Source organism: Amycolatopsis saalfeldensis, assembly GCF_900110575.1.
GTDB lineage: Bacteria > Actinomycetota > Actinomycetes > Mycobacteriales > Pseudonocardiaceae > Amycolatopsis > Amycolatopsis saalfeldensis.
Genome location: NZ_FOEF01000001.1, coordinates 567,543 through 589,548, shown reverse-complemented (window position 1 = coordinate 589,548; position 22,006 = coordinate 567,543). Strand labels below are relative to the sequence as shown.

Sequence of the window (22,006 nt, the reverse complement as noted above, 5' to 3'; positions counted from 1 at the left end):
GTCAGGAGACCTGCCACAGCGCGCTGATCGGCACGGCCCGCAGCTTCGGGCCGAACGGCAGGGTTTCCGGTCCGGTGTGGAGCACGTATCCGGCGAGGAAGTCTTCGCCGACTCGCTCCTCGAGATGACGGAGACCGCGGAAGTCCTTCGCGGTCACCGTCGTCGATGCCTTCACCTCGATGGCGATCACCTGGCCACGCGCGTTTTCGAGCACCACATCGACTTCCACCTTGTCCTTGGTGCGGTAGTGGTACAGCTCGGCGCGCGTTTCGGACCAGGTCAGCTGCCGGGCCAGCTCCATCGTCACGAATCCTTCGAGCAACGGCCCGAATTCGCCGCCGGGACGAATGAGTGACTGTGGGTCGGCCTGCCGCAGGTTGGCCACGATTCCCGTGTCCACGAAGGCGACTTTCGGGCTGTCGACGGCTCGCGCGTTGATGTTGCGCGTCCACGCCGGGATCCGCTTGATCAGGAAGATCTCTTCCAGCAGGCCGAGATAGCGCTGAACGGTGTGATAGGTCAGGCCGACGTCGTTGCCGAGCGAGGACGGCACCAGCAGCCCGGCGTTGCGCCCGGCGATCAGCCTGAGCATCGCGCGGAGCTGGGCGAGACGTTCGATCTCGCCCAGCTGCCGGATGTCCCGGTTGATCAGATCGGCCAGATAGGACTCGAAGAAGCGCGCTCGACGGCGGGGATCCGTCCGGCGTACTGCCTCGGGGAAGCCACCGCGGACAGCGCGCTCCGCGTAGCCGGACCGGGTCACGGCCGAGTGGTGGTGAAGATCGGGACCGAGTGCGAATGCCGCGTCGACGAACGCGTCGGTCGTGCCGTCGATCTCGCCCTGCGAGAGCGGCCACAGCTCGATGGTTTCGCTGCGGCCAGGCAGGGTGTCCGGCAGGCCGCGCAGGGCGAGTACCTGTGAGGAGCCGGTGAGCAGGAACCTTCCCGGCCGGGGGTCGGCGTCGACGGTCGCCTTGATCGCCAGGAACAGCTCGGGCGCGCGCTGGACCTCATCGATCACCATGAGCTGGTCGAAGTCGACGAAGCCGCTGGGGTCTGCTTGCGCTGCCCGGAGGTCCTGAGGCCGGTCGAGATTCCGCACTTCGACCGAGGAATGGCCGGCGATCAACCCGGCCAGCGTGCTCTTGCCCGCCTGGCGGGCGCCATTGACCAGGATCACCCGAGTGTCCGCCATCGCCGCTGAGACGATCGCTTCAGCCCGCCGGGCGAGAAGCGGGTTCGGGGATGCCGACATTCTTACATTATGCCTGTTCAGGAGCCTATGGTGCAATCTGGCCGCGGGGTATCCTGCAATCTGGCCGTCAGGGTCTCTACAATCTAGCCGCCGGGCTGCCTGCAGTCTGGCCGCGGTTTTCAGGAGCCGAGCAGTTCCGGGAGCCGGTGCCGGGGGACGTCGACCAGGCGGAGGTCGGCCAGGCCGGGCGGGACCGAGAGCGAGACGTTCGCCAGGCGGGCGTGGGCTCGGGAGAGTACCTCGTCCGGGTTGTCGGCCAGGTCGGCGACCACGACGGCGTGCCGGTTGTCCGGGGTGCTGCGCAGGAAGCGCAGGCGGTACTTGGGGCCGATCAGGCCGGACAGCGCCGCCTGCGACACCGCGTCGGACAGGTCCGGGTGGTTGTTCGGGACCAGCAGGGCCAGGCGGCGGGCGTTGGTGCCCAGCAGGGTGCGCAGCAGCCACGGGCCGGGGTCCGCGGAGAGGTCCATGGCGACCGCGTCGCCCTCCGGGCCGGACGTCGACCAGCCGACGGGGCGGGTCTCCAGCGCCAGGCCGCCGGCCGCGGCGATCTCGTGCAGGGCCGACAGCAGCGCGGGCTTCGTGCCGGCCGACTCGACCGACTGCGGGCCATGTGTGTAGATCGCCGGCTTTCCCTTGCCCGCACGGGATTTCTTGGCCTTCGCCGTCGGCTGGCAGACGTACAGGTCGGCGGCGCTGCCGATGGCCTGTGCGCCGAAGTAGCGGTTGAAGTCCGGCAGGATCGCCTCGAAAGTCAGCCCCAGCGTCGCCAGCGAACGCTGCACCTGCGCGCCCAGCGCCGGGTGCCGCGGGCTGTAGCCGTAGGCGAGCAGGATCCGGCCCTCGCTCGGCTCGCGCAGCGCCTGCACCGCCCGCGCGGCGAACAGGCCCATGCCTTCCGGCGTGTACGGCGGATCGCTGAACACCAGGTCCGCGTGCCCGGTCAGCGCGGGCGGCAGGCCCACACGCAGGTCGGTGTGCGCGGTGGTGATGGTCCGGTCGCCCGTCTCGTCCAGGTAGGACAGCACCCGCTCGTCCAGGTCCACGACGGACAGATCGGCCTCGGGGCACAGCGCCCGCACGGCGAGCGACGTCAGGTCGTGGTCACCGAGGAACAGCAGGCGCGAGCGGCGCAGGTCGTACCGCGCGTTCAGCCACAACGCCCGGCGCAGCACCGTCTCCGGCGTCGCCTGCACGTGGTCCAGCGCGGCCAGCGGCGCGGGCACGGCGGCGATCCACGCGGTCAGCTTCGCGAGCAGCTCGCGGTGCGCGGCCACGGCGTCGTCGAGTGGGTCGGGTTGGCGCGGCAGCGTGTACTTCGCGTACGCGGCCAGCGCGGACGGTGCGATCCGGACACCGGCCGCGGAACGCTCCAAGTCGTCCGCCATCGCGGCCAGCACGTCCTCCACACTGCGCCGGGGCGCGGCCGCCAGTCGCACCAGGTCGGCCAGCTCGTGGGGACCGGTGCGCAGCAGGTCGATCACCTGGTACAGCGGGCGGACGCCGACACCGTGCGCGGCGAGGACGTCGTCGAGAGCCTTCACGGTCGCCGAGCCTAACCGGCCAACCTTCGGGACAGGCTGCCAAGGGCGGTCGAGTGGGCTACCGTCGATCCTGCATCTGACGTGGGGAGAAGTCTGTGACAATCGAATTCCGTGACGTGACCAAACGGTATCCGGATGGCACGGTGGCCGTCGACGGCCTCTCCCTGACGGTCGAGGACGGCACCATCACGGTGTTCGTCGGACCGTCCGGCTGCGGCAAGACCACCTCACTGCGGATGATCAACCGCATGGTGGAGCCGACTTCCGGCGCCGTGCTGCTCGACGGCAAGGACGTCGCCGACGGCGATCCCGCGCTGCTGCGGCGCGGCATCGGCTACGTCATCCAGCACGCCGGCCTCTTTCCACACAGGACGGTGCTGGACAACATCGCCACCGTCCCGCTGCTGTCCGGTTGGGACAAGCGCAAGGCCCGGACCCGAGCGGGCGAGCTGCTGGAGACCGTCGGCCTGCCCACCGAGCTGGGCAAGCGGTACCCGGCGCAGCTTTCCGGCGGCCAGCAGCAGCGTGTCGGTGTCGCCAGGGCGCTCGCGGCGGACTCGCCGGTGCTGCTGATGGACGAGCCGTTCTCCGCGGTCGACCCGATCGTGCGCGAGGGCCTGCAGGACGAGCTGCTGCGCCTGCAGTCGCAGCTGGGCAAGACGATCGTGTTCGTCACCCACGACATCGACGAGGCCGTGCGGCTCGGCGACAAGGTGGCGGTGATGCGCGTCGGCGGCAAGCTCGCGCAGTACGGCACCCCGTCGGACGTGCTGCGGCACCCGGTGGACGATTTCGTCGCCTCGTTCGTGGGCAAGGACCGCGGCTACCGCGGGCTGTCCTTCCTCTCCGCCAACGGGGTCGAGGTCTCCGACGTCGCGCTGGTCGAGCTGGGCGCGAAGCTCGCCGGGCCGAGCACCGGCTGGCAGCTGGTGGTGAACGCCGACAAGCAGCCACGGGGCTGGCTGCCACCGAACTCCACTGTGGACGGTGAGCTGACCGAGGCCGACCTCGTCGCCGGCGGCTCGCTGTACGTGCAGGGCACGCCCATCCGCGGCGCGCTGGACGCCGCGCTCTCCTCGCCGGCCAGCCTCGGCGTGGTCGTCGACGACGAGCACCGCGTGGTCGGCACGGTGGTGGCGCGCCAGGTGCTGGAAGTAATCGAGGCCACCCCGCAGGCGTCCTGATGGGCGGCTTCTTCGGCGAGCTGGGCCGGTACCTGGCCAGCGCCAACAACCGCGGCGAGATCCTCGGCGACCTCGGCGAGCACGTCTACCTCGCGCTGGTGCCGCTGGTGATCGGCATTGCGCTGGCCGTCCTGCTCGGCTGGGCCGGGCACCAGTGGCAGCCGGTGCGCAGCGTGCTGCTGGTGCTGTCGAACCTGCTGTACACGATCCCGTCGCTGGCGCTGTTCGTGGTGATCCCGGGCATCATCGGCTCGAAGATCCTGGACAGCATCAACGTCATCGTCGCGCTGACCGTCTACACCACGGCGCTGCTGGTGCGCCCGGTGCTCGACGCGCTCGAGGCCGTGCCGCCGCACATCGTCGCCGCGGCCACGGCCATCGGCTACCGCGCGCCGCGCCGGTTCCTCGGCGTCGAGCTGCCGCTTTCGGTGCCGGTGCTGGCGGCCGGGGTGCGGGTGGCGTCGGTGAGCAACATCAGCCTGGTCAGCGTCGGCGCGCTGATCGGCACCGGCGGCCTCGGCGTGCTGTTCACCGACGGCTTCCAGCGGACCTACTTCTCGCCGATCGTGGTGGGCATCGTGCTGACGCTCCTGCTGGCCCTGGTCGTCGACTTCGTGCTGGTGCTGCTGAGAAATCTCCTGACCCCTTGGGAACGCGCGGGCAAGGCCCCCGCCGTGGAGGTGGCGGCCGGATGATCGGCGACGTCTTCGGCTGGTTCACCACGGCCGCGAACTGGCAGGGCCCGGACGGCATCGGCGCCCAGCTCCTCGCGCACATCGGCTACGTGCTGCTGGCGCTGGTGATCGCGTTGGTGATCGCCGTGCCGCTGGGCCTGTACGTGGGGCACACCGGCCGCGGCTCGGTCGTGCTCGTCGGCGCGGGCAACGCGATCCGCGCGCTGCCGACGCTGGGCCTGGTGACCTTCCTGTTCCTGTTGTTCACCGACAGCAAGCTGGCGGCCGTGATCGGGCTGGTGGTGCTGGCGATCCCGCCGATCCTCGCCGGCACGTACGCCGGGCTGCTGGCGGCCGAGCACGACGTGGTCGACGCGGCCGAAGGCATCGGCATGACGGGCTGGCAGCAGCTGTGGCAGGTCGAGCTGCCGATCGCGCTGCCGCTGGTGCTGGGCGGGATCCGCAACGCCGTGATGCAGCTGATCGCGACGGCCGCCGTCGCCGCGTACGTCGGGCTCGGCGGTCTCGGCCGCTTCCTGCTCGACGGGCTGGCGATCCTCGACTACACCGAGGTGGTCGCCGGCGCGATCCTCACCGCGCTGCTGGCCATCGTGTTCGACCTCGTCCTCGCCGCGGTCCAGCGCGCGTTGGTCCCGAAGGGGGTCCGGCTCGCCGCGCAGGCGACGTCCGGCCGGGCCGCGGCTGCCGGAGGTGTGGCGTGAAGCGTTTCGCAGTGCTCGCGGCGGCCGTCGCCCTGCTGGCGGCGGGCTGCGGCAACCCGCTGGCCGGCGGCGGTGAGGGCGGCAGCAGCGGCGACATCATCATCGGCGCGTCCGACGTCGGGGAAAGCCTTCTGCTGGCCCAGATCTACGCGGGCGCGCTGCGCAACGCGGGCGCGCGGAACGTCACCGTGCGCCCGCCGGTCGGCAGTCGCGAGGTCGTGGTCAAGGCCCTGCAGGACAAATCGCTTTCGGTGGTGCCGGACTACAGCGGAAACCTGTTGCGGTACTTCGACAAGAACACTCAGGCGACGACGTCGGAGGACGTGTACGCGCAGTTGAAGCAGAAGCTGCCCGCCGGGTTCGAGGTGCTGGACCAGGCCCCCGCTGAGGACAAGGACCTGCTCGTGGTCGGCAAGCAGCTGGCCGGCTCGGGCGTGAAGACGTTCTCCGAGCTGGGCCCGCGCTGCGGGGAGCTGGTGATGGGCGGGCCGGGCCAGTGGAGCAGCCGCTGGAAGGACCGGATCAAGCAGCTCTACGGGTGCGCGTTCAAGGAGATCCGCACCACCGACACCGGCGGCCCGGTCACCGTGGCCGCGCTGAAGTCGGGGGACGTCCAGGTGGCGGACCTGTTCAGCACCTCGTCCACCATCAAGTCCAACGGTTTCGTCCCGCTCGAGGACGACAAGCACATGTTCCCGGCGCAGAACATCGTGCCGCTGGTGGCGAAGGGCACGCTGTCCCCGGCCGAAGTGGCCGCGCTGAACCACGTTTCGGCCGTGCTGACGACCGACCAGCTGACCGAGCTGAACGTCCAGTTCACCGACGAGAAGCGGAATCCGCTCGACATCGCGGACGACTTCCTGGCGCGTAACCACTTGAAGGCGGCGACGTAGGCCGTCGTCGTCGGTTCGGCCGGCGCGTGCCCGACCTCGACTGGAAAACCGGCGCCGTCCGCCTCACCGAACTTGGTTCGGCCCGGGCGTTCAGAGCCGTTCGAACGCCGGGGAGTAGCGGAACGGGCCGTGGATCGACGGGGTGTACGCGGTGAGGGCGCGGGCCTGGAAGTGCGGGGCCCAGTCCGGCACCGGCGGGGTGATGCCCAGCGTCGAGGCCAGGACGAAACCGAAGCGGGAGTAGTACTTCGGGTCGCCGAGCAGGACGACGGCGGCGAAGCCCAGTGCGTTGGCCGCGCCGAGCGTCGCGTGCACGAGGGCCGAGCCGGCGCCGCTGCGCTGCAACTCCGGGAGCACGCCCAGCGGGCCGAAGCCGACGGCGGCCCCGGTGTCCTCGGCGACCCGGGCCGCGCTGGAGCAGGCGTGGCCGATCACCTCGCCGTCGCGCTCCGCGACGAGGGACAGGGCCGGGATCAGGTCACCGTCGGCGCGCAGTTCGCCGACGAGGCGGGCTTCCGGGATCTCGGCGGTGCCGGCGGGATTCTGGTCGCGGAAAGCGGCGGTGTGCACGGCGTGGATCGCCGCGGCGTCGGCCTCGATGGCCTGGCGGATGAACATGACCGGCAGTCTCCCCGATGCCGTCTGGGAGCGGAAACCGTTTTCCCGCTTCCGGGGACGTCACCCTCCTTTGTGGAGCGATGCGGGAAAACGGAAGGCCACCGCAGGGATTCCCCGCGGTGGCCTTCCGTGTTTGCCGATTCAGGCAGCGATCACTCGAACGCCTTCGCGATCAGCGCCTTCTGCTCGACCTCGTGCACCTTCGACGAGCCGGCCGACGGCGCGGCCATCGGGCGGCGCGAGACGACCTGCAGGCCCGAGAACGCCTCCGGGAACTTCCGCGGCAGGTTCAGGCCGAAGAACGGCCACGCGCCCTGGTTTTCCGGCTCCTCCTGGACCCAGGCGACCTGCGTCGCGTTGGTGTAGCGCTCCAGCGCCGCGAGCAGCTTCTTCTTGGGCAGCGGGTAGTACTGCTCGATCCGGACGATGGCGACGTCGTCCGCCTCGCGCTTGGTGCGCTCGGCGACCAGTTCCCAGTACAGCTTGCCCGAGGTCAGCAGCACCTTGCGGACCTTGGCCGGGTCCGGCGTGGTGTCGTCGATGACCGACATGAAGCGGCTGGAGCCGGTGAAGTCCGCCACCGACGAGGTCGCGGCCTTGTTGCGCAGCATGGACTTCGGCGTGAAGACGACCAGCGGGCGCTGGATGCCGTCGAGCGCGTGCCGGCGCAGCAGGTGGAAGTAGTTCGCCGGGGTGGACGGCACCGACACCGTCATCGAGCCCTCCGCGCACAGCGAGAGGAACCGCTCGATGCGGCCGGAGGTGTGGTCCGGGCCCTGGCCCTCGGCGCCGTGCGGCAGCAGCAGCACGACGTCCGAGCGCTGGCCCCACTTGGCCTCGCCGGAGGAGATGTACTCGTCGATCACGGTCTGCGCGCCGTTGACGAAGTCGCCGAACTGTGCCTCCCACATGACCAGCGCCTCGGAGTTCGCCACCGAGTAGCCGTACTCGAAGCCGACGGCCGCGTACTCCGACAGCGCCGAGTCGTAGATCATCACGCGGCCCTGGCCCTCGGCCAGGTGCTGCAGCGGCGAGTACTCCTGGCCGGTCTTGCGGTCGATGTACACCGAGTGCCGCTGGGTGAACGTGCCGCGTCGCGAGTCCTGGCCGGACAGCCGCACCAGGCGGCCCTCCAGCGCCAGGGAGCCGAACGCCAGCAGCTCGCCGAACGCCCAGTCGGCGTCGCCCTCGCGCGACATCTTGTGGCGCCGCTCCATCACCGGCTTGACGCGCGGGTGCGGGGTGAAGCCCTCGGGGGTGTAGAGGAACGCGTCGCCGATCTTCTCCACGACCTCGGTGGAGACGGCGGTGGTCACCTTGGCCGGGATCTGCTGCTCGCCCTCGACCGAAGGGCTGGCCTTCGCCGGGCGCTTCTCCAGCTCGCGGACCTCGTTGAAGACGTGCTCCAGCTGGCTCGAGAAGTCGCGCAGCGCGGCCTCGGCCTCTTCGACGGAGATGTCCCCGCGGCCGATCAGCGACTCGGTGTAGGTCTTCCGCACCGAGCGCTTCGTGTCGATGATGTCGTACATCGCCGGCTGCGTCATCGAAGGGTCGTCGCCCTCGTTGTGGCCGCGGCGGCGGTAGCAGATCAGGTCGATCACGACGTCCTTGTGGAACGCCTGGCGGTACTCCACGGCCAGCTTGGCCACCCAGTGCGCGGCCTCGGGGTCGTCGCCGTTCACGTGGAAGATCGGCGAGCCGATCATCTTCGCGACGTCGGTGGCGTACTGCGAGGAGCGGGAGTGCTCGGGCGCGGTGGTGAAGCCGACCTGGTTGTTGACGATCACGTGCACGGTGCCGCCGGTGCGGTAACCGCGCAGCAGCGCCAGGTTCAGCGTCTCCGCGACGACGCCCTGGCCCGCGAAGGCCGCGTCGCCGTGCATCAGCACGGGCAGCACGGTGTAGCCCTCGCCGCCCTTGTCGAGCAGGTCCTGCTTCGCGCGGACGATGCCCTCGAGCACCGGGTCCACGGTCTCCAGGTGCGACGGGTTCGCGGTCAGCGACACCTTCGTCTCACCGTCGCCGAACATGCGGAAGTACTTGCCCTCGGCGCCGAGGTGGTACTTCACGTCGCCGGAGCCGTGCGCCTGGCCCGGGTCGAGATTGCCCTCGAACTCCTGGAAGATCTGCGAGATCGGCTTGCCGACGATGTTCGCCAGCACGTTCAGCCGGCCGCGGTGCGGCATGCCGATGACGACCTCGTCCAGCTCGTGCTCGGCGGCCTTGTCCAGCAGGGTGTCGAGCAGCGGGATCGCCGTCTCGCCGCCCTCGAGCGAGAACCGCTTCTGGCCGACGTACTTGGTCTGCAGGAAGGTCTCGAACGCCTCGGCGGCGTTCAGCTTCGAGAGCACGTACTTCTGCACGGCGGAGTCCGGCTTCTCGTGCGGGACCTCGACCCGCTCCTGGATCCAGCGCCGCTCCTCGGGGTCGAGGATGTGCGTGTACTCGATGCCGACGGTGCGGCAGTAGGAGTTGCGCAGCACGCCGAGGATGTCACGCAGCTTCATCCGCTCCTGGCCGGAGAAGCCGCCGACCGGGAACTCGCGCTCGAGGTCCCACAGCGTGAGGCCGTGGCTCAGCACGTCGAGGTCGGCGTGGCTGCGCTGGCGGTAGTTCAGCGGGTCGGTGTCGGCCATCAGGTGGCCGCGCATGCGGAAGGCGTCGATCAGCTCGATCACGCGCGCGGTCTTGTCGACCGGGCCGTCCGGGATGTCGGCGACCCAGCGGATCGGCTCGTACGGCAGGCGCAGCGAGGTGAAGACGTCGTCGTAGAAGCCGTCCTCGCCGAGCAGCAGCTGGTGGATGCGCTTGAGGAACTCGCCCGACTCCGCGCCCTGGATGATGCGGTGGTCGTAGGTCGAGGTCAGCGTCATGATCTTGCTGATGCCGAGGTCGACCAGGGTCTTCTCGCTGGTGCCCTCGAACGCCGCCGGGTACTGCATGGCGCCGACGCCGATGATCGCGCCCTGGCCCGCCTGCAGCCGCGGCACCGAGTGGTTGGTGCCGATGCCGCCCGGGTTGGTCAGCGAGATGGTGGTGCCCGCGAAGTCGTCGGCGGTCAGCTTGTTGTTGCGGGCCTTCTTGACGATGTCCTCGTACGCCTGCCAGAACTGCAGGAACGTCATGTTCTCGGTGCCCTTCACCGAGGCCACGACGAGCGTGCGGGAGTTGTCCTTGCCCTTCATGTCGATGGCGAGCCCGAAGTTCACGTGCTCCGGCGTGATCGAGAACGGCTTGCCGTCGATCACCTGGTAGTGCCGGTTCATGTTCGGGAAGTCCTTCAGCGCCCGCACCATGGCGTAGCCGATGAGGTGCGTGAAGGAGATCTTGCCGCCGCGCGTGCGCTTGAGGTGGTTGTTGATGACGATGCGGTTGTCCGCCATCAGCTTCGCCGGCACGGCGCGCACGCTGGTCGCGGTGGGCACGGACAGGGAAGCGTCCATGTTCTTCGCGATCGCGGCCGCGGCGCCGCGCAACTGCTTCGACTCCGGCTCTTCCTTCGCGTCCTTCGCCACCGGAGCGGCTTCCTTCGCGACGGGCTTGGCGGCCGGCTTCGCAGGCGCGGCGCTCTTCGCCGGTGCGGGCGCGGGCTTCGCCGGTGCCGCGGTGGAGGTCTGCTGCGCGGCCGAAGCCGCGTTCTGGACCGCCTTGGCCGAAGGCGCGCTGACGTGGCCGTTCCCGGTGCCCGGGGCCTGCGTGTCGGCGGTCTGGCGGGCGGTGTCAGCCTTCGCCTGGGCCGTCTGCGTCGGCTTGAAATCCGCGAAGAAGTCGTGCCACGCGGCATCGACTGAGGATGGGTCCGCGAGGAACTGGTCGTACATTTCCTCGACCAGCCACTCATTGGGGCCGAACTGTGACGCAGGGCTGCTGCTGGACACGGCTTGGGCTCGCCTCTATCCGTCTCGATCTTGTCTGTGCTAATGCGCCTACCAGGCTAACCCCCTCCGTGACGGCCGTGTGATGGAACTGCCCTGTGTGAGGCGTGGCGCACTAAGGGATCGATCACTGACTCGATCAAGATCAGCGTGGGACGGGCCGTTCTGGTACTGGCGGCGGGGTGGGCGGCACGGTCTTTTCGGGCATCGTTGATGCCTGATTTGCCGGGCTGCCCGCGGCCGTTCACCGTGCAGGGCTGCACTGACCTGCTAAGACGCGGCCGAGCGCGCCGCGGCGGCCGGACGAGGTGGTGCAGCGCGATGTGGCTGGTGGAATGTCCGTCGTTCTGGGACCAGGGGCTCATCCGCCCGCTGGTCGTGGAGGGCGGCAAGGTCGTCCTGATGTGCGATTCGTGCGCCGCTGTCTGGCACACCCCAGCGGACATCGAGGAGTTCGAACACGTCGAACCATGCGAGCCGGACTGGTCCATCGGCGCGGGGGCGCACGTGCGCCCGGGGACGGTCCGCTGGGCGGAACCCGAGGACGTCTCGTCGGCGGGCTGGGGCTCGCTGGCGTGGCGGGAACTGCCCTGACTGTGCGTGCCGGGTACCGCTATCGCGCGCCGACGGCCTCGGCCAGTTCGGCGGAAAGCGCGGCTCGTCCGGCAGGAGGGCCAGCGCCTCGGACAGCCGGTGACCCCGGATCTCGCACATCACTGGCGCGACGGCGGTGATCCACTCGTCCACGTACCGCCCGACGGCCTCGCCGCTCAACCCGATCTGGACCGAGCGGTGCGGCAGCGGCCGGTGGTGGACGTCGCGCCCCGGGTCCCACTGGATGCGGACCCGGCTGGCCCGGACCGCCGTCTTCCAGGCTTCACGATCCGGGTGGACGTCGGCGAGCACCCATTCGAAGCCCTCGCGGGTGATGTTCCAGCGCCAGCACACACTGCCGGTGATCCTCTCAGCGCCGGATAGCCGTGGCGAGGGCTTTTGCTTACGGCGACGGCAATCCTGACGGTGGTGACTCGGCGGGGCGATGACGCCCCGGCTGGCGGGCGGTGGGTTGCTTGGCCGCGGTAAACCGGTCTGGCGTGGGGGATTGCCTTGCCGCCCTCGCTGCGGCACCCCGCAGCGCCGCGGCGATCGCCCTGCGGCAGTGCCCTGCCGGGCGGTGGTGGCCGGGCTTGCGGTGGTGGCCGGTGTGGCGGTGGCGGCTCCGGTGGCTGGCTGCGGCTGCCGGAGATGAGGTGCCAGGTGACTGGCTCGGCGGTGGTTGCCTGCTTGTGAAAGTGGCCCGTTTAGCGGCGGTGGCCGGTTCGGCGGTGGTGGCCAACACAGCGGCCGCGCACTGCGATCTCCACGGCGGTGACCGGCTGCGGCGACCGGAGTGCGGGGCGACCGGAGTACAGGGCGACTGCGGTGTGGGTCAGCTGCAGGGCGGGGCGACTGCGGGGCGGGTCGGCTGCGGTGGGGGGTGGCTGCAGTGGGGGCGGCCGGAGTGCGGGGTGGCTGCAGTGTGGGGTGACCGCAGCGCGCGGCGGCTGCGGGGCGGGTCGGCTGGGGTGCGGGGTGGCTGCAGTGGGGGCGGCCGGAGTGCGCGGCGGCCGGAGTGCGGGGCGGCTGCAGGGCGGAGCGGTGGCCGGGTCCGGCAATGGGGCTTACCTGGCAGGGGCCCCGGCGGGGATCGCAGGGTGAGGGGGGCAAGCGAGGTGCCGCCGGGAGTGGCAGGGGTCAGCCCAGGGACCAGAGCTTGGCGTAGTGGCCGGCGGCGGTCAGGAGTTGGTCGTGGGTGCCTTGTTCGATGATGCGGCCGTGGTCGAGGACGATGATGCGGTCGGCCTTGGACGCGGTGGCCAGGCGGTGGGCGACGACGAAGGTGGTCCGGCGGCGGGACAGGTGTTCGGTCGCGCGTAGGACCGCGGCTTCCGTGGAGGGGTCCAGGGCGGCGGTGGCCTCGTCCAGGAGCAGGACGTCCGGGTCGACCAGTTCGGCGCGGGCCAGTGCGACCAGCTGGCGCTGGCCGGCCGACAGGGAGCGGCCGCGTTCGCCCACTGGTTGCAGGAAGCCGGCTGGCAGGGCGGCGACGCCGTCGAGGGCGCCGACTGAGCGGACCGCTGCCTCGACCTCCGCGTCGGAGGCTTCGGGGCGGCCGTAGCGCACGTTGTCGGCCACCGTGCCGGAGAACAGGTGCGCCTCCTGGGGTACCACGCCCATCCGCGCGCGCAGGCCGGGCAGGTCGTACTCGCGGATGTCGGTGCCGTCGATCCGCACCACGCCGCCGGTCACGTCGTAGTAGCGCGCCACCAGCTTCACCGCCGTGGACTTGCCCGCGCCGGTCGCGCCGACCAGCGCGACGGTCTCGCCCGCCGCGACGTCCAGCGAAAGGTGCTCCAGCGCCGGCCGCTCGGCGCCGGCGTAGGAGAAGTCGACGTCCTTGAAGCTCACCTCGCCGGTCAGCCGGTCCGGCAGCCCGACCGGGCGTCCCGCCGGTGGCACCGACGTCGGCGTGCGCAGCAGGTCGCCGATCCGGCTCAGGCCGACCCGCGCCTGCTGGTAGCCGTCGAAGACCGACGAGAGCTGCTGGATCGGGGAGAAGAACTGTTGCAGGTACAGCAGGAATCCCAGCAGCACACCGGCTTCCAGCGTCCCGGCCGCCACCCGGTGCGCGCCCGCGACCAGCACCGTGGTGGTCGCCAGGTCCGACATCAGCGAGACCAGCGGGAAGTAGATGGCGATGTAGCGCTGAGCCCGCAGGCGCGAGCGCCGGTAAGCGTCGCTGCGTGAAGCGAAGGCCTCGGCCGAACGCTCCTCGCGCGTGTACGCCTGGGCGACGCGCAGGCCGCTCACGTTCTCCTGCAGGTCCGCATTGACCACGCTGACCTTCTCACGCGCTTCGCTGTACGCCCGCGACGCGACCCGCCGGAACACCATGGTCGCGACGAGCAGCACCGGCAGCATCGCCAGCGCGTACAGCGCCAGCGACACATCGGTGACCAGCAGCGCGACGGTGATGCCCACCAGCGTCAGCGCGCTCACCACGGCAGTGGCGAGCCCGGTCTGCAGGAAGGTGGACAGCGCGTCGACGTCCGTGGTCATCCGCGTCATGATCTTCCCGGACAGCTCGCGCTCGTAGTAGTCGAGCCCGAGCCGCTGCAGGTGGGCGTAGCTGCGGACGCGCAGCGAGTACAGCACCGTCTCGCCGACGCGCGCGGTGAGCCGCGTCTGCCCGCGCACCACGATCCAGTCGGCCGCGACCACCAGCACGCCGATCGCCGACATCAGCCACACCACGCTCTCGACGCCCGGCAGCACGCCGTGGTCGACGCCCCGCTGGTACAGCGCGGGCAGCGCCAGCGACGCCAGCGCGTCGGCCGCCACCAGGGCGATCACCCCGACCAGCGGCCAGCGCACCGGACGCAGCAGCCGCCCGAGCCGGAACCCGGGGTCCGCCGCCGTGACGTCCACTTCGGACAGTCGCGGCCGGTCCGTGGCCGGCGGCAGCTTGCGGACGCCCTCCAGCAGCTCCGGTGTCGGCGGCACGTCCGGGCCGTCGCCGGCGAAGCCGGAGCCACCGCCCGGCTGCCCGCCGCGCTGCTGCGCCGCTTCGGCCAGCGCGTCGACCTCGTCCCGGCTCTCGTCGCGCGGCCACAGCGCGGGCGTGACGCCGGTTTCGTCGCGGTCGAGGTTCTTGTGGCGCAACGGCTGCTCGGCGTTGTCCTCCGGCCCGGACACCAGCTCACGGAACAGCGGGCAGCGCGCTTGCAGCTCCGCCTCCGTGCCGACGTCGACGACCCGGCCCCGGTCGAGCACCGCGATCCGGTCGGCCAGCTGAAGCGTGGAACGGCGGTGCGCGACCAGCAACGTGGTGCGCGTGGCTGTGACCGACCGCAGCGTGTCGTGGATGGCGGCCTCGGTGACGGTGTCGATCGCCGACGTCGCGTCGTCCAGGATCAGCACCCGCGGGTCGGTCATCAGCGCCCGGGCCAGGCCGAGGCGCTGGCGCTGGCCGCCGGACAGGGTGAGGCCGCGCTCGCCGACCTCGGTGTCGTAGCCCTCCGGCAGCGCGCGGATGAATTCGTCGGCTTCCGCGGCACGCGCCGCGGCGAAGACCTCCTCGTCGCTCGCGTCCGGGCGGCCGTACGCGATGTTGTCGCGCACCGACGTGGAGAATAGGAACGCTTCCTCGAACACCACGCCGATCGACTGCCGCAGCTCCTTCAGCGCCACCTCGCGCACATCGGTGCCGCCCAGCCGGACCGAGCCGGAGTGTGCGTCGTAGAACCGTGGCAGCAGCAGCGAAATCGTGGACTTGCCGGACCCCGCCGTGCCCACCAAGGCCAGCGTCTCGCCTGGCCGCGCGGCGAGCGTCAGGCCGTCGAGCACCGGCTCGCTGCGGGTGTAGCCGAAGCGGACGTCTTCCAGCTCGATGCCGAGCGCGCCTTCGGGCAGCGGCCGCGGGTCCGGGCGCTCCGTGACGTCCGGCTGCGCGTCGATCAGCTCGTACACCCGCTCGGCGCCCGCGCGGGTCAGCTGCGCCTGCACGACGAGCCCGGACAGCATCCGCGCCGGCCCGATCAGCGCGGCGAGGTAGGTGGCGAAGGCGAGGAACGTGCCGAGGCTGATCTCGCCCTTCAGCGCGAGGATGCCGCCGACCGCGAGCACCGCGACCTGCCCGGCCGCGGGCAGCGCCGAGGTGGTCGCCGTGGGCAGCGCGGACAGCCGGGCCGCGCGCAGCCGCTCGGCGAACAGCTTGCGCGCCGTGCGCTCGAGCCGCGAGACCTCACGCGCCTCCTGGCCGAAGCCCTTCACCACGCGTACGCCGGTGACGGTCTCCTCCACCCGCTGCGCCACGTCGGCCGCGCGCTGCTGCGCCGACCAAGTGGCCGGGAAGAGCCGTTTTCGGCTCAGTGCCACCACAATCCCGACGGCGGGCGCGACCACCAGCGCGATCAGCGTGAGCATCGGCGACATCCACAGCATCGCGCCGAGCGCGAGCACCGCGAAGATCACCGACCCCGCCGAGAGAGGCACCTGCATCAGCAGCCCCGTGACCAGCTGCAGATCGGAGATCGCGCGCGAGACCACCTGGCCGGTGCGCAACGCGTCCTGCTTGCCGCCGTCGAGCCGCGACAGCGCTCTGAACACGCGGTTGCGCAGGTCGTGCTGGACGTCGAGGGCCAGCCGGCCGCCGACGTACCGGCGCAGGAACGCCGAGCCGAACGCGACCACCTGCAACGCCACCAGTGCCACCGCGATCCCGGCGATCTGCGCGGTCTGGCCGGCCACCGCGTCGTCCACCGCCGACCGCACGAGCAACGGGCTCGCCGCCTGGACGCCGACGCTGAGGATCGCCGCCGCCATGGCCAGCACGACCACGCCGCGGTGCTTCCAGCAGGCGGCGGACAGCCGCCGCACCCAGCCTTCGGGGCGGGGCGCGGTCTCAGCAGTCGGACGGGCTTGACGCGGACGCGTCGGGGTGGTGGTCACGTAACAAACCTAGGGAGGGGGACCGACAATTTATTCCCGCCGGCCCCGCCCGCCGCCGCTCAGGTGATGTCGCGGCGCTGGTTCCCCACCCAGCCGAACGCGAAGAACACCATGGTCCAGCCGAAGAAGATGAGCGCCGAGGCCCACCACGAAAAAACTCCGGGCGCGCCCGCCGCGAGTTGCAGGCCGAGCTGTGACCAGCGGTCGACGCCGCCCGGCAGGTTCAGCGTGTTGATGCCGAACGCGTCGGCCGCGATCCCGCCGACGATGCCGTTCGCGGTGCCGTTGGGCAGGATCCCGCCGAGCACCGAGGTGAGGTTCCAGGTCGCGATCACCAGCACGTTCTCGATGATCAGGAACCACACGAGCAACAGCACCACGGCGAGCGTGACGTTGCGCAGCACCGCGCCGAAGCCGATCCCGAACAACGTCACCAGAATCGACGCGAGCACCGTGCCGCCCAGCGCGGCGAGCCACTGCGGCCCGGTCGGCAGCCGTTCCGAATCGACGCTCGCCAGCGTCGCCAGCGCCGCGACGCCGAAGCTGACCAGGCCGTAGAGCGCGCCCCACACGATGTAGGTGAGCATTTTCGCGGTCAGCGCGGAGATCCGGTTCGGGGCGGTGAGGAAGGTCGTGGTGATCGTCCGGCTGCGGTACTCGCCCGCCAGCGCGAAGATCCCGAACAACGCGGGCACGAGCTGCGCGATGTTCACCCCGTGCGCGATCGCCAGCAGCCCGACCGGGAACGCGTCCGGGTTCAGCCCGAGCGGCCGCGCGAGGTCGCGGGCGGTGTCCGAGCCGATGAAGCCGACGAAGTCGTTGGTGATCTTGCCCCACACGTAAGTCAGCCCGAACGACAGGACCACGAGCGGGAACAGCAGCACCCACCAGGTGTTGAGCGAGAGCGTCTTGCGGAACTCCGCCTTGATCAGGTTTCCCATCACCGGCCACCGTTCCAGTTCTGCGGCGGGTACTGCTGTTGTTGTTGTGGTTGCTGGGGTTGTTGCGGCGGCGGGCCCCAGCCCGGCGGCGGTTGCTGTTGCTGCGGCGGCAGCGGCTGGCTGCCGTACTGGGGCTGGGTGAGCTGGAAGAACAGCCGCTCCAGATCGGCCGTCTCCTCCTGCATGCCGTACACGGCGATGCCGCTCTTCGCCGCCAGGTCGCCGATCTGCTGCACCGACGCGCCCGCCACCGCCACCCGGCCGTCCGGCGTCGGCGAAACCTGCGTGAACCCGTTCTCCTGCAACGTCTTCACCAGCGCGCCCGGATCCGCGGGCTGCACGAGCACCCGCGAATGCTGGCTCGCCCGCAGCTGGTCGAGCGAACCGTAGTACCGCGTCATGCCCTGGCTGATGATCACCACCTGGTCGATGGTCTGCTCGACCTCGTTCAGCAGATGGCTCGACACGAGCACGGTGCGCCGCTCACGGGCGTACGCGCGCAGGAAGTTGCGCAGCCACAGGATTCCCTCGGGGTCGAGGCCGTTGGTCGGCTCGTCGAGCACCAGCACCTGCGGATCCCCGAGCAACGCCGTGGCCAGCGCCAGCCGCTGCCGCATGCCGAGCGAGAAGCCGCCCGCCTTGCGCTCCGCCACCGGGGCCAGCCCCACGACCCCGAGCACCTCGTCCGCCCGCCGGTCCGGCACGCCGATGGCCGCGGCGTACACCCGCAAATGGTCACGCGCCGTGCGGCTCGGGTGGAAACCCTCGTTCTCCAGCACCGACCCGACCACCCGCGCCGGCGTGCCCAGCTGATCGTGCGGGCGGCCGTTGATCGTGGCCGAGCCCGTCGTCGGGGTCACCAGGCCGAGCAGCATCCGCAACGTCGTGGTCTTGCCCGCGCCGTTCGGCCCGAGAAACCCCGTCACCGACCCCGGCTCCACCACGAAACTGAGGTTCTGCACCGCGACCACGCTGCCGAACTGCTTGCCGAGGTTCTGCACCACTATCCGGCCGCTGCCGTCGTGCATCGCGCCCCCTGCCTGATCCGCCTGACACCGACCGCGGCCATCCTGCCGCACCCGTGACCGCCATGCGGGCCGAACGGGAGAGCCGGACCGACGCGACGTTCGTCACGCCGCCCGCCCGGCCGGCTGCCCGAGCGAAAGCCCCTGACGACGCCTTTAACGATTCCGAGTGGGCCGGCTCACCGGACGCGGGTGCGAGAAGTGGAGAAGTAAGGGCACCAGTTCGGCACCCCGGGGAGCGAACTCCGAAGTTATTACCTAAGCTTGTCCGTGGCGACCCGCTCCCAGTGACCCCCAGGCTGGTTGAGCGGGTCGCCCCTTCTGGCCCTTCCCTGTTCGCGCTGGCGCGCTTCCCGGGGGGAAGGGGCGAGAGTGTCGCCCGGGGGCCGAGCCCCCGGACCCCCGCGGTGCGGTCGGTGCCGAACCAGCATGGGTGAGTGGTGTCGTTGTGGGGATCGGTGACGGGGGGAGCTGAAGGGGGGGCAGGGGAGGTTCAGGGTGGGGGTCTTAGGGTGCGGGACATGGTCGTGAACTCGCGCCGCGGGTGGTGGCAGCCGCTTGGTCATGACGAGTACCGGGCGTCGTCGTGGTTTCCGGGGCTGGCGGGGGTGCGGGCGCTGGCGGCGCTGGCGGTCGTGTTCTTCCACTACGGGGCGCCGGCCACGGAGCGGTTGCAGGGGTGGATTTCGGTCCAGCTGTTCTTCGTGTTGTCGGGCTTCCTGATCACGACGCTGTCGTTGCGGGAAGAGGACCGCACAGGGCGGATCTCCTTGCCCGACTTCTACATCCGCCGCGTCTTCCGGATCATGCCGGTGTACTTCCTGCTGCTCGGCCTGACGACGCTGGGAGTCGCGCTCGCCGGGGTCTACCACAGCAGCAGGCTCGCCGACGCGATGCCGTACTACCTCACGTTCCTCAACGAAATCGTCGACTACAACACGCCGTACCCGACGTCGTGGTCGCTGGGCGTGGAGGAGAAGTTCTACCTCGTCTGGCCCGCGCTGCTCGTGCTGACGGCGTTCGCGAAAAGCGCGAAGACCGTGCTGCGCTTGATGATCGGCGTCGGCGCGGTGCTCGGCGTGCTCCTGTTCACCTTGCCGATGGCGCCCTCGGCGCACTGGGCGAGTCTCACCGCGCACTACTGCTCACTGGTCGTCGGCTGCCTGCTGGGGCTGGCGCTGCACCACCCGCGGGGGTTCGCCGTGTTCCGGCCGCTGACGAGCCCGGCCGCGGCGGTACTGGTCGCGCTCGGGTTCTGCGTGCTGCAGCTGTCGATCGAGCCGCTGCGCGACGTGCTGGGCGGCCAGTGGCAGTTCGTCATCCCGATCTACGCGGCCGGTTCGGCGCTGCTGCTCGTCGCGGTGGTCTCGGCGGGCCCGGTCCGGCGGCTGCTGTCGAGCCGTCCGCTGACCTTCATCGGGGACCGGTCGTACGCGCTGTACCTCACCCAGACCGCGGCCGCGGGTGTCACCGGTCTGCTGTTGCCTTCGGGCCTCGCCAAAGCCGTTGCGACGTCGGCGGTCGCGTTGTTCTTCGCGTGTCTGCTGCGCCGGTGGGTCGAGCTGCCCGCGATCGCGTTCGGCCGGAAGCTGGTGGCGAAACGCAAGCGGGCCCCTGCCGTCACACAGCAGGGGCCCGCCCGGGTGAACTGAATCAGGCGAGAACGCTCTCCACCGACGTGTGGGGCAGCGAGTGCGCGACGGCGACCGGCTCGTTCGTCAGCTGGCCGGCGTGGGTGTTGAGGCCCTTCGCGAGGCTCGCGTCGGCGGTCAGGGCCGACTTCCAGCCGTGGTCGGCGAGCTGGACGGCGTACGGCAGGGTCACGTTGGTCAGTCCGTACGTCGAGGTCCGCGGGACCGCGCCCGGCATGTTCGCGACGCAGTAGAACACCGACTCGTGCACCTGGTAGGTCGGCTCGTCGTGGGTCGTCGGGCGGGAGTCGGCGAAGCAGCCGCCCTGGTCGATGGCGATGTCGACGAGCACGCTGCCCGGCTTCATCCGGCGCACGAGATCGTTCGACACCAGCTTCGGCGCCTTCGCGCCCGGCACCAGCACCGCGCCGATGACGAGGTCGGCCGCCAGCACGGACTCCTCGACGGACAGCCGGTTCGACGTGACCGTGCGGATGCGGCCGCCGAAGTCGTTGTCGATCTGGCGGAGGCGGTCGACGTTCGTGTCCAGGATCTCGACGTCCGAGCCCAGGCCCAGCGCCACGCGAGCGGCGTTCAGACCGGCCACACCGCCGCCGATCACGACGACCCGCGCCGGGTGCACCCCCGGGATGCCGCCGGGCAGCACGCCGCGGCCGCCGCTGGGCTTCATCAGGGAGAACGCGCCGACCTGCGGGGCCAGCCGGCCCGCGACCTCGGACATCGGGGCGAGCAGCGGCAGCGCGCCGTTCGGGGTCTGCACCGTCTCGTACGCGATCGCGGTGGTGCCGGCGGCCAGCAGCGCGTCGGTCAGCGCACGGTCGGCGGCGATGTGCAGGTAGGTGAACAGCACCTGGTCCCGGCGCAGCCGCGGGTACTCCTCGGCGATCGGCTCCTTGACCTTCAGCACCAGCTCGCCCTCGGCCCAGGTGTCCTCGGCGGTGGCGAGGATCTTCGCGCCCGCCGTGACGTACTCCTCGTCGCTGATCGACGAGCCCACACCCGCGCCGGTCTCGACGAAAACGTCGTGCCCCCGGCCGACCAGCTCGTGCACCCCGGCCGGGGTCAGCGCGACCCGGTATTCGTGCCTCTTGATTTCACGGGGAACGGCGATACGCACGGCGGCCTCCTGGCGGCTGGGTTTCGAAGGTGCTGCCACTCACGGTGATGCACCCGGACGGCGGTGTCATCGTGCTCGTGGGACAGTCTTGACGTCCTTTCATGGTCCCGGGAGAACAAGAACACTCACCGTGCGCACAACCGGTCCAAGGCCGACTGGCTCTCCTCGTCGGCGGCGCGGTAGATCACCAGCCGCTGGTCCTGGTCCTGCAGGGGCATGAGCACCTCGAAGTCGACGGTCAGCGTGCCGACCTCGGGACGCCGCAGCACCTTGCGCCCGCGGCCGTTGAGCACGATGTCCCGCTCGGCCCACAGGCGCGCGAACAGCTCGTCCTGAGTGGTGAATTCGGTGATGAAGCCGGCCAGCACACGATCTTCCGGATGCGCGGCCCAGGCGGCGCGCAGGTGCGCGATCGCCTCCCGCACGACGAGTTCGCGGTCGGCGTAGAACTCCCGGACTTCCGGGTGCATCAGGCACAGCCACATCTGATTGCGGCGAGACGGCGGCAGTGTGCCGAAGTCCACCAGCAGGCTCGCCATTTCGGGATTCCAGGCCAGGATGTCGTAACGGTGGTTCATCAGCATGGCCGGCAGCGGCGACAGGTCGGTGACCAGCCGGGCCAGCGGCTCCGGCGCGGTGGTGGCGGGCTTGTCGGTGTTGCGGGGGCGCTGCTGGGCGAGGTCGAACAGGTAGGCGCGTTCGTCGGGGGCCAGGCGCAGGGCCGTGGCCAGCGCCTCCACCACGTTCGCGGACGGCCGCAGCCCGCGGGCCTGTTCGAGTCGCACGATGTAGTCGATGCTGACCCCGGCCAGTTCGGCGACCTCTTCCCGGCGCAAGCCCGGGGTCCGCCGGGAGCGGCGGCGGGCCGGCAGGCCGAAATCGTCCGGGTCCAGGCGTTCGCGCCGGGTCCGCAGGAACACGGCCAGCTCCTGGGTCGGGTCCGCGGTACTCGTCATGACCATTCCTACCGCGAGAGTAGGACTGGTATTCCCAGGAATTCCTCTCCCTTATCCCCG

At 70.6% G+C, this 22,006-nt stretch carries 15 protein-coding genes and 1 pseudogene; 6 read left to right on the top strand and 10 right to left on the bottom strand.

Translation table 11 applies throughout. The features are described 5' to 3' along the window. Position 1: 1 nt before the first annotated feature. Together BMY97_RS02675 and BMY97_RS02670 are read right to left on the bottom strand one after the other, a co-directional pair. Positions 2-1,195 carry an ATP-binding protein gene (locus BMY97_RS02675; protein ID WP_245787108.1) on the bottom strand — a complete coding sequence of 398 codons (1,194 nt, stop codon included), beginning with the start codon at positions 1,193-1,195 and terminating at the stop codon, positions 2-4. 179 nt (positions 1,196-1,374) lie between these two features. After that, a complete protein-coding gene (locus tag BMY97_RS02670; protein ID WP_091611869.1) occupies positions 1,375-2,799 on the bottom strand; it encodes a bis-aminopropyl spermidine synthase family protein in 1,425 nt (474 codons plus the stop codon). Between the two features lie 95 nt (positions 2,800-2,894). On the opposite strand from BMY97_RS02670, the gene BMY97_RS02665 reads away from it, so the two are divergent. The 4 genes from BMY97_RS02665 to BMY97_RS02650 are packed head-to-tail and all read left to right on the top strand — an operon-like array spanning position 2,895 to position 6,272. Beyond that, positions 2,895-3,983 carry an ABC transporter ATP-binding protein gene (locus tag BMY97_RS02665; RefSeq protein ID WP_091611865.1) on the top strand — a complete coding sequence of 363 codons (1,089 nt, stop codon included), beginning with the start codon at positions 2,895-2,897 and terminating at the stop codon, positions 3,981-3,983. Further along, the gene (locus tag BMY97_RS02660) at positions 3,983-4,678 is read left to right on the top strand and encodes an ABC transporter permease (RefSeq protein WP_091611862.1); all 696 of its coding nucleotides are present in this window, start codon (positions 3,983-3,985) and stop codon (positions 4,676-4,678) included. Before BMY97_RS02665 ends, BMY97_RS02660 begins: the two co-directional genes overlap by 1 nt. Continuing rightward, on the top strand, positions 4,675-5,379 hold the full coding sequence (locus BMY97_RS02655; protein ID WP_091611859.1) for an ABC transporter permease: 705 nt from the start codon (positions 4,675-4,677) through the stop codon (positions 5,377-5,379). Before BMY97_RS02660 ends, BMY97_RS02655 begins: the two co-directional genes overlap by 4 nt. Continuing rightward, positions 5,376-6,272, top strand: coding sequence for an ABC transporter substrate-binding protein (locus BMY97_RS02650; RefSeq protein WP_091611856.1), 897 nt, complete (start codon positions 5,376-5,378; stop codon positions 6,270-6,272). Before BMY97_RS02655 ends, BMY97_RS02650 begins: the two co-directional genes overlap by 4 nt. Positions 6,273-6,362: 90 nt before the next feature. Here the strand turns inward: BMY97_RS02650 and BMY97_RS02645 are convergent, their stop codons facing one another. Together BMY97_RS02645 and BMY97_RS02640 are read right to left on the bottom strand one after the other, a co-directional pair. Then, positions 6,363-6,890, bottom strand: coding sequence for a GNAT family N-acetyltransferase (locus BMY97_RS02645; protein ID WP_091611854.1), 528 nt, complete (start codon positions 6,888-6,890; stop codon positions 6,363-6,365). Positions 6,891-7,042: 152 nt separating this feature from the next. Beyond that, positions 7,043-10,768 (bottom strand): multifunctional oxoglutarate decarboxylase/oxoglutarate dehydrogenase thiamine pyrophosphate-binding subunit/dihydrolipoyllysine-residue succinyltransferase subunit, encoded by a 3,726-nt coding sequence (locus BMY97_RS02640; RefSeq protein ID WP_091611851.1) that lies wholly within the window; start codon positions 10,766-10,768, stop codon positions 7,043-7,045. Between the two features lie 318 nt (positions 10,769-11,086). Between BMY97_RS02640 and BMY97_RS02635 the strand changes: the two genes are divergently transcribed. Continuing rightward, a complete protein-coding gene (locus BMY97_RS02635; protein ID WP_091611849.1) occupies positions 11,087-11,359 on the top strand; it encodes a hypothetical protein in 273 nt (90 codons plus the stop codon). Between the two features lie 120 nt (positions 11,360-11,479). Here BMY97_RS02635 and BMY97_RS49025 read toward each other — a convergent pair. From BMY97_RS49025 to BMY97_RS02615, 4 genes and pseudogenes are all read right to left on the bottom strand, one after another. Further along, positions 11,480-11,713, bottom strand: a pseudogene (locus BMY97_RS49025) (DUF4291 family protein); the annotation flags it as partial. Positions 11,714-12,499: 786 nt separating this feature from the next. Then, the gene (locus BMY97_RS02625; RefSeq protein ID WP_425425217.1) at positions 12,500-16,255 is read right to left on the bottom strand and encodes an ABC transporter ATP-binding protein; all 3,756 of its coding nucleotides are present in this window, start codon (positions 16,253-16,255) and stop codon (positions 12,500-12,502) included. A 59-nt stretch (positions 16,256-16,314) separates the two neighbouring features. Further along, positions 16,315-17,196 (bottom strand): ABC transporter permease, encoded by an 882-nt coding sequence (locus BMY97_RS02620; protein ID WP_091611846.1) that lies wholly within the window; start codon positions 17,194-17,196, stop codon positions 16,315-16,317. After that, positions 17,196-18,224: an ABC transporter ATP-binding protein gene (locus BMY97_RS02615; protein ID WP_091611843.1), complete on the bottom strand. Its 1,029-nt coding sequence runs from the start codon at positions 18,222-18,224 to the stop codon at positions 17,196-17,198. Before BMY97_RS02615 ends, BMY97_RS02620 begins: the two co-directional genes overlap by 1 nt. A gap of 518 nt (positions 18,225-18,742) precedes the next feature. Here BMY97_RS02615 and BMY97_RS02610 point away from each other — a divergent pair. Continuing rightward, positions 18,743-19,873 (top strand): acyltransferase family protein, encoded by a 1,131-nt coding sequence (locus BMY97_RS02610; protein WP_091611841.1) that lies wholly within the window; start codon positions 18,743-18,745, stop codon positions 19,871-19,873. Between the two features lies 1 nt (position 19,874). Here BMY97_RS02610 and ald read toward each other — a convergent pair whose 3' ends face one another. Both ald and BMY97_RS02600 read right to left on the bottom strand, forming a co-directional pair. Further along, a complete protein-coding gene (gene ald, locus BMY97_RS02605; protein ID WP_091611838.1) occupies positions 19,875-20,990 on the bottom strand; it encodes an alanine dehydrogenase in 1,116 nt (371 codons plus the stop codon). 125 nt (positions 20,991-21,115) lie between these two features. Further along, complete coding sequence (locus BMY97_RS02600; RefSeq protein ID WP_425425215.1) at positions 21,116-21,946, bottom strand: helix-turn-helix transcriptional regulator; 831 nt, start codon at positions 21,944-21,946, stop codon at positions 21,116-21,118. Between the last annotated feature and the right edge of the window lie 60 nt (positions 21,947-22,006).

What these genes read in the sequence shown, in the direction of transcription:
- BMY97_RS02675 (WP_245787108.1), bottom strand. Translation starts at nt 1,195, where the DNA reads ATGGCGGACACTCGGGTGATCCTGGTCAATGGCGCCCGCCAGGCGGGC.
- BMY97_RS02660 (WP_091611862.1), top strand. Translation starts at nt 3,983, where the DNA reads ATGGGCGGCTTCTTCGGCGAGCTGGGCCGGTACCTGGCCAGCGCCAAC.
- BMY97_RS02655 (WP_091611859.1), top strand. Translation starts at nt 4,675, where the DNA reads ATGATCGGCGACGTCTTCGGCTGGTTCACCACGGCCGCGAACTGGCAG.
- BMY97_RS02645 (WP_091611854.1), bottom strand. Translation starts at nt 6,890, where the DNA reads ATGTTCATCCGCCAGGCCATCGAGGCCGACGCCGCGGCGATCCACGCC.
- BMY97_RS02635 (WP_091611849.1), top strand. Translation starts at nt 11,087, where the DNA reads ATGTGGCTGGTGGAATGTCCGTCGTTCTGGGACCAGGGGCTCATCCGC.
- BMY97_RS02620 (WP_091611846.1), bottom strand. Translation starts at nt 17,196, where the DNA reads ATGGGAAACCTGATCAAGGCGGAGTTCCGCAAGACGCTCTCGCTCAAC.
- BMY97_RS02615 (WP_091611843.1), bottom strand. Translation starts at nt 18,224, where the DNA reads ATGCACGACGGCAGCGGCCGGATAGTGGTGCAGAACCTCGGCAAGCAG.
- BMY97_RS02610 (WP_091611841.1), top strand. Translation starts at nt 18,743, where the DNA reads ATGGTCGTGAACTCGCGCCGCGGGTGGTGGCAGCCGCTTGGTCATGAC.
- BMY97_RS02600 (WP_425425215.1), bottom strand. Translation starts at nt 21,946, where the DNA reads ATGACGAGTACCGCGGACCCGACCCAGGAGCTGGCCGTGTTCCTGCGG.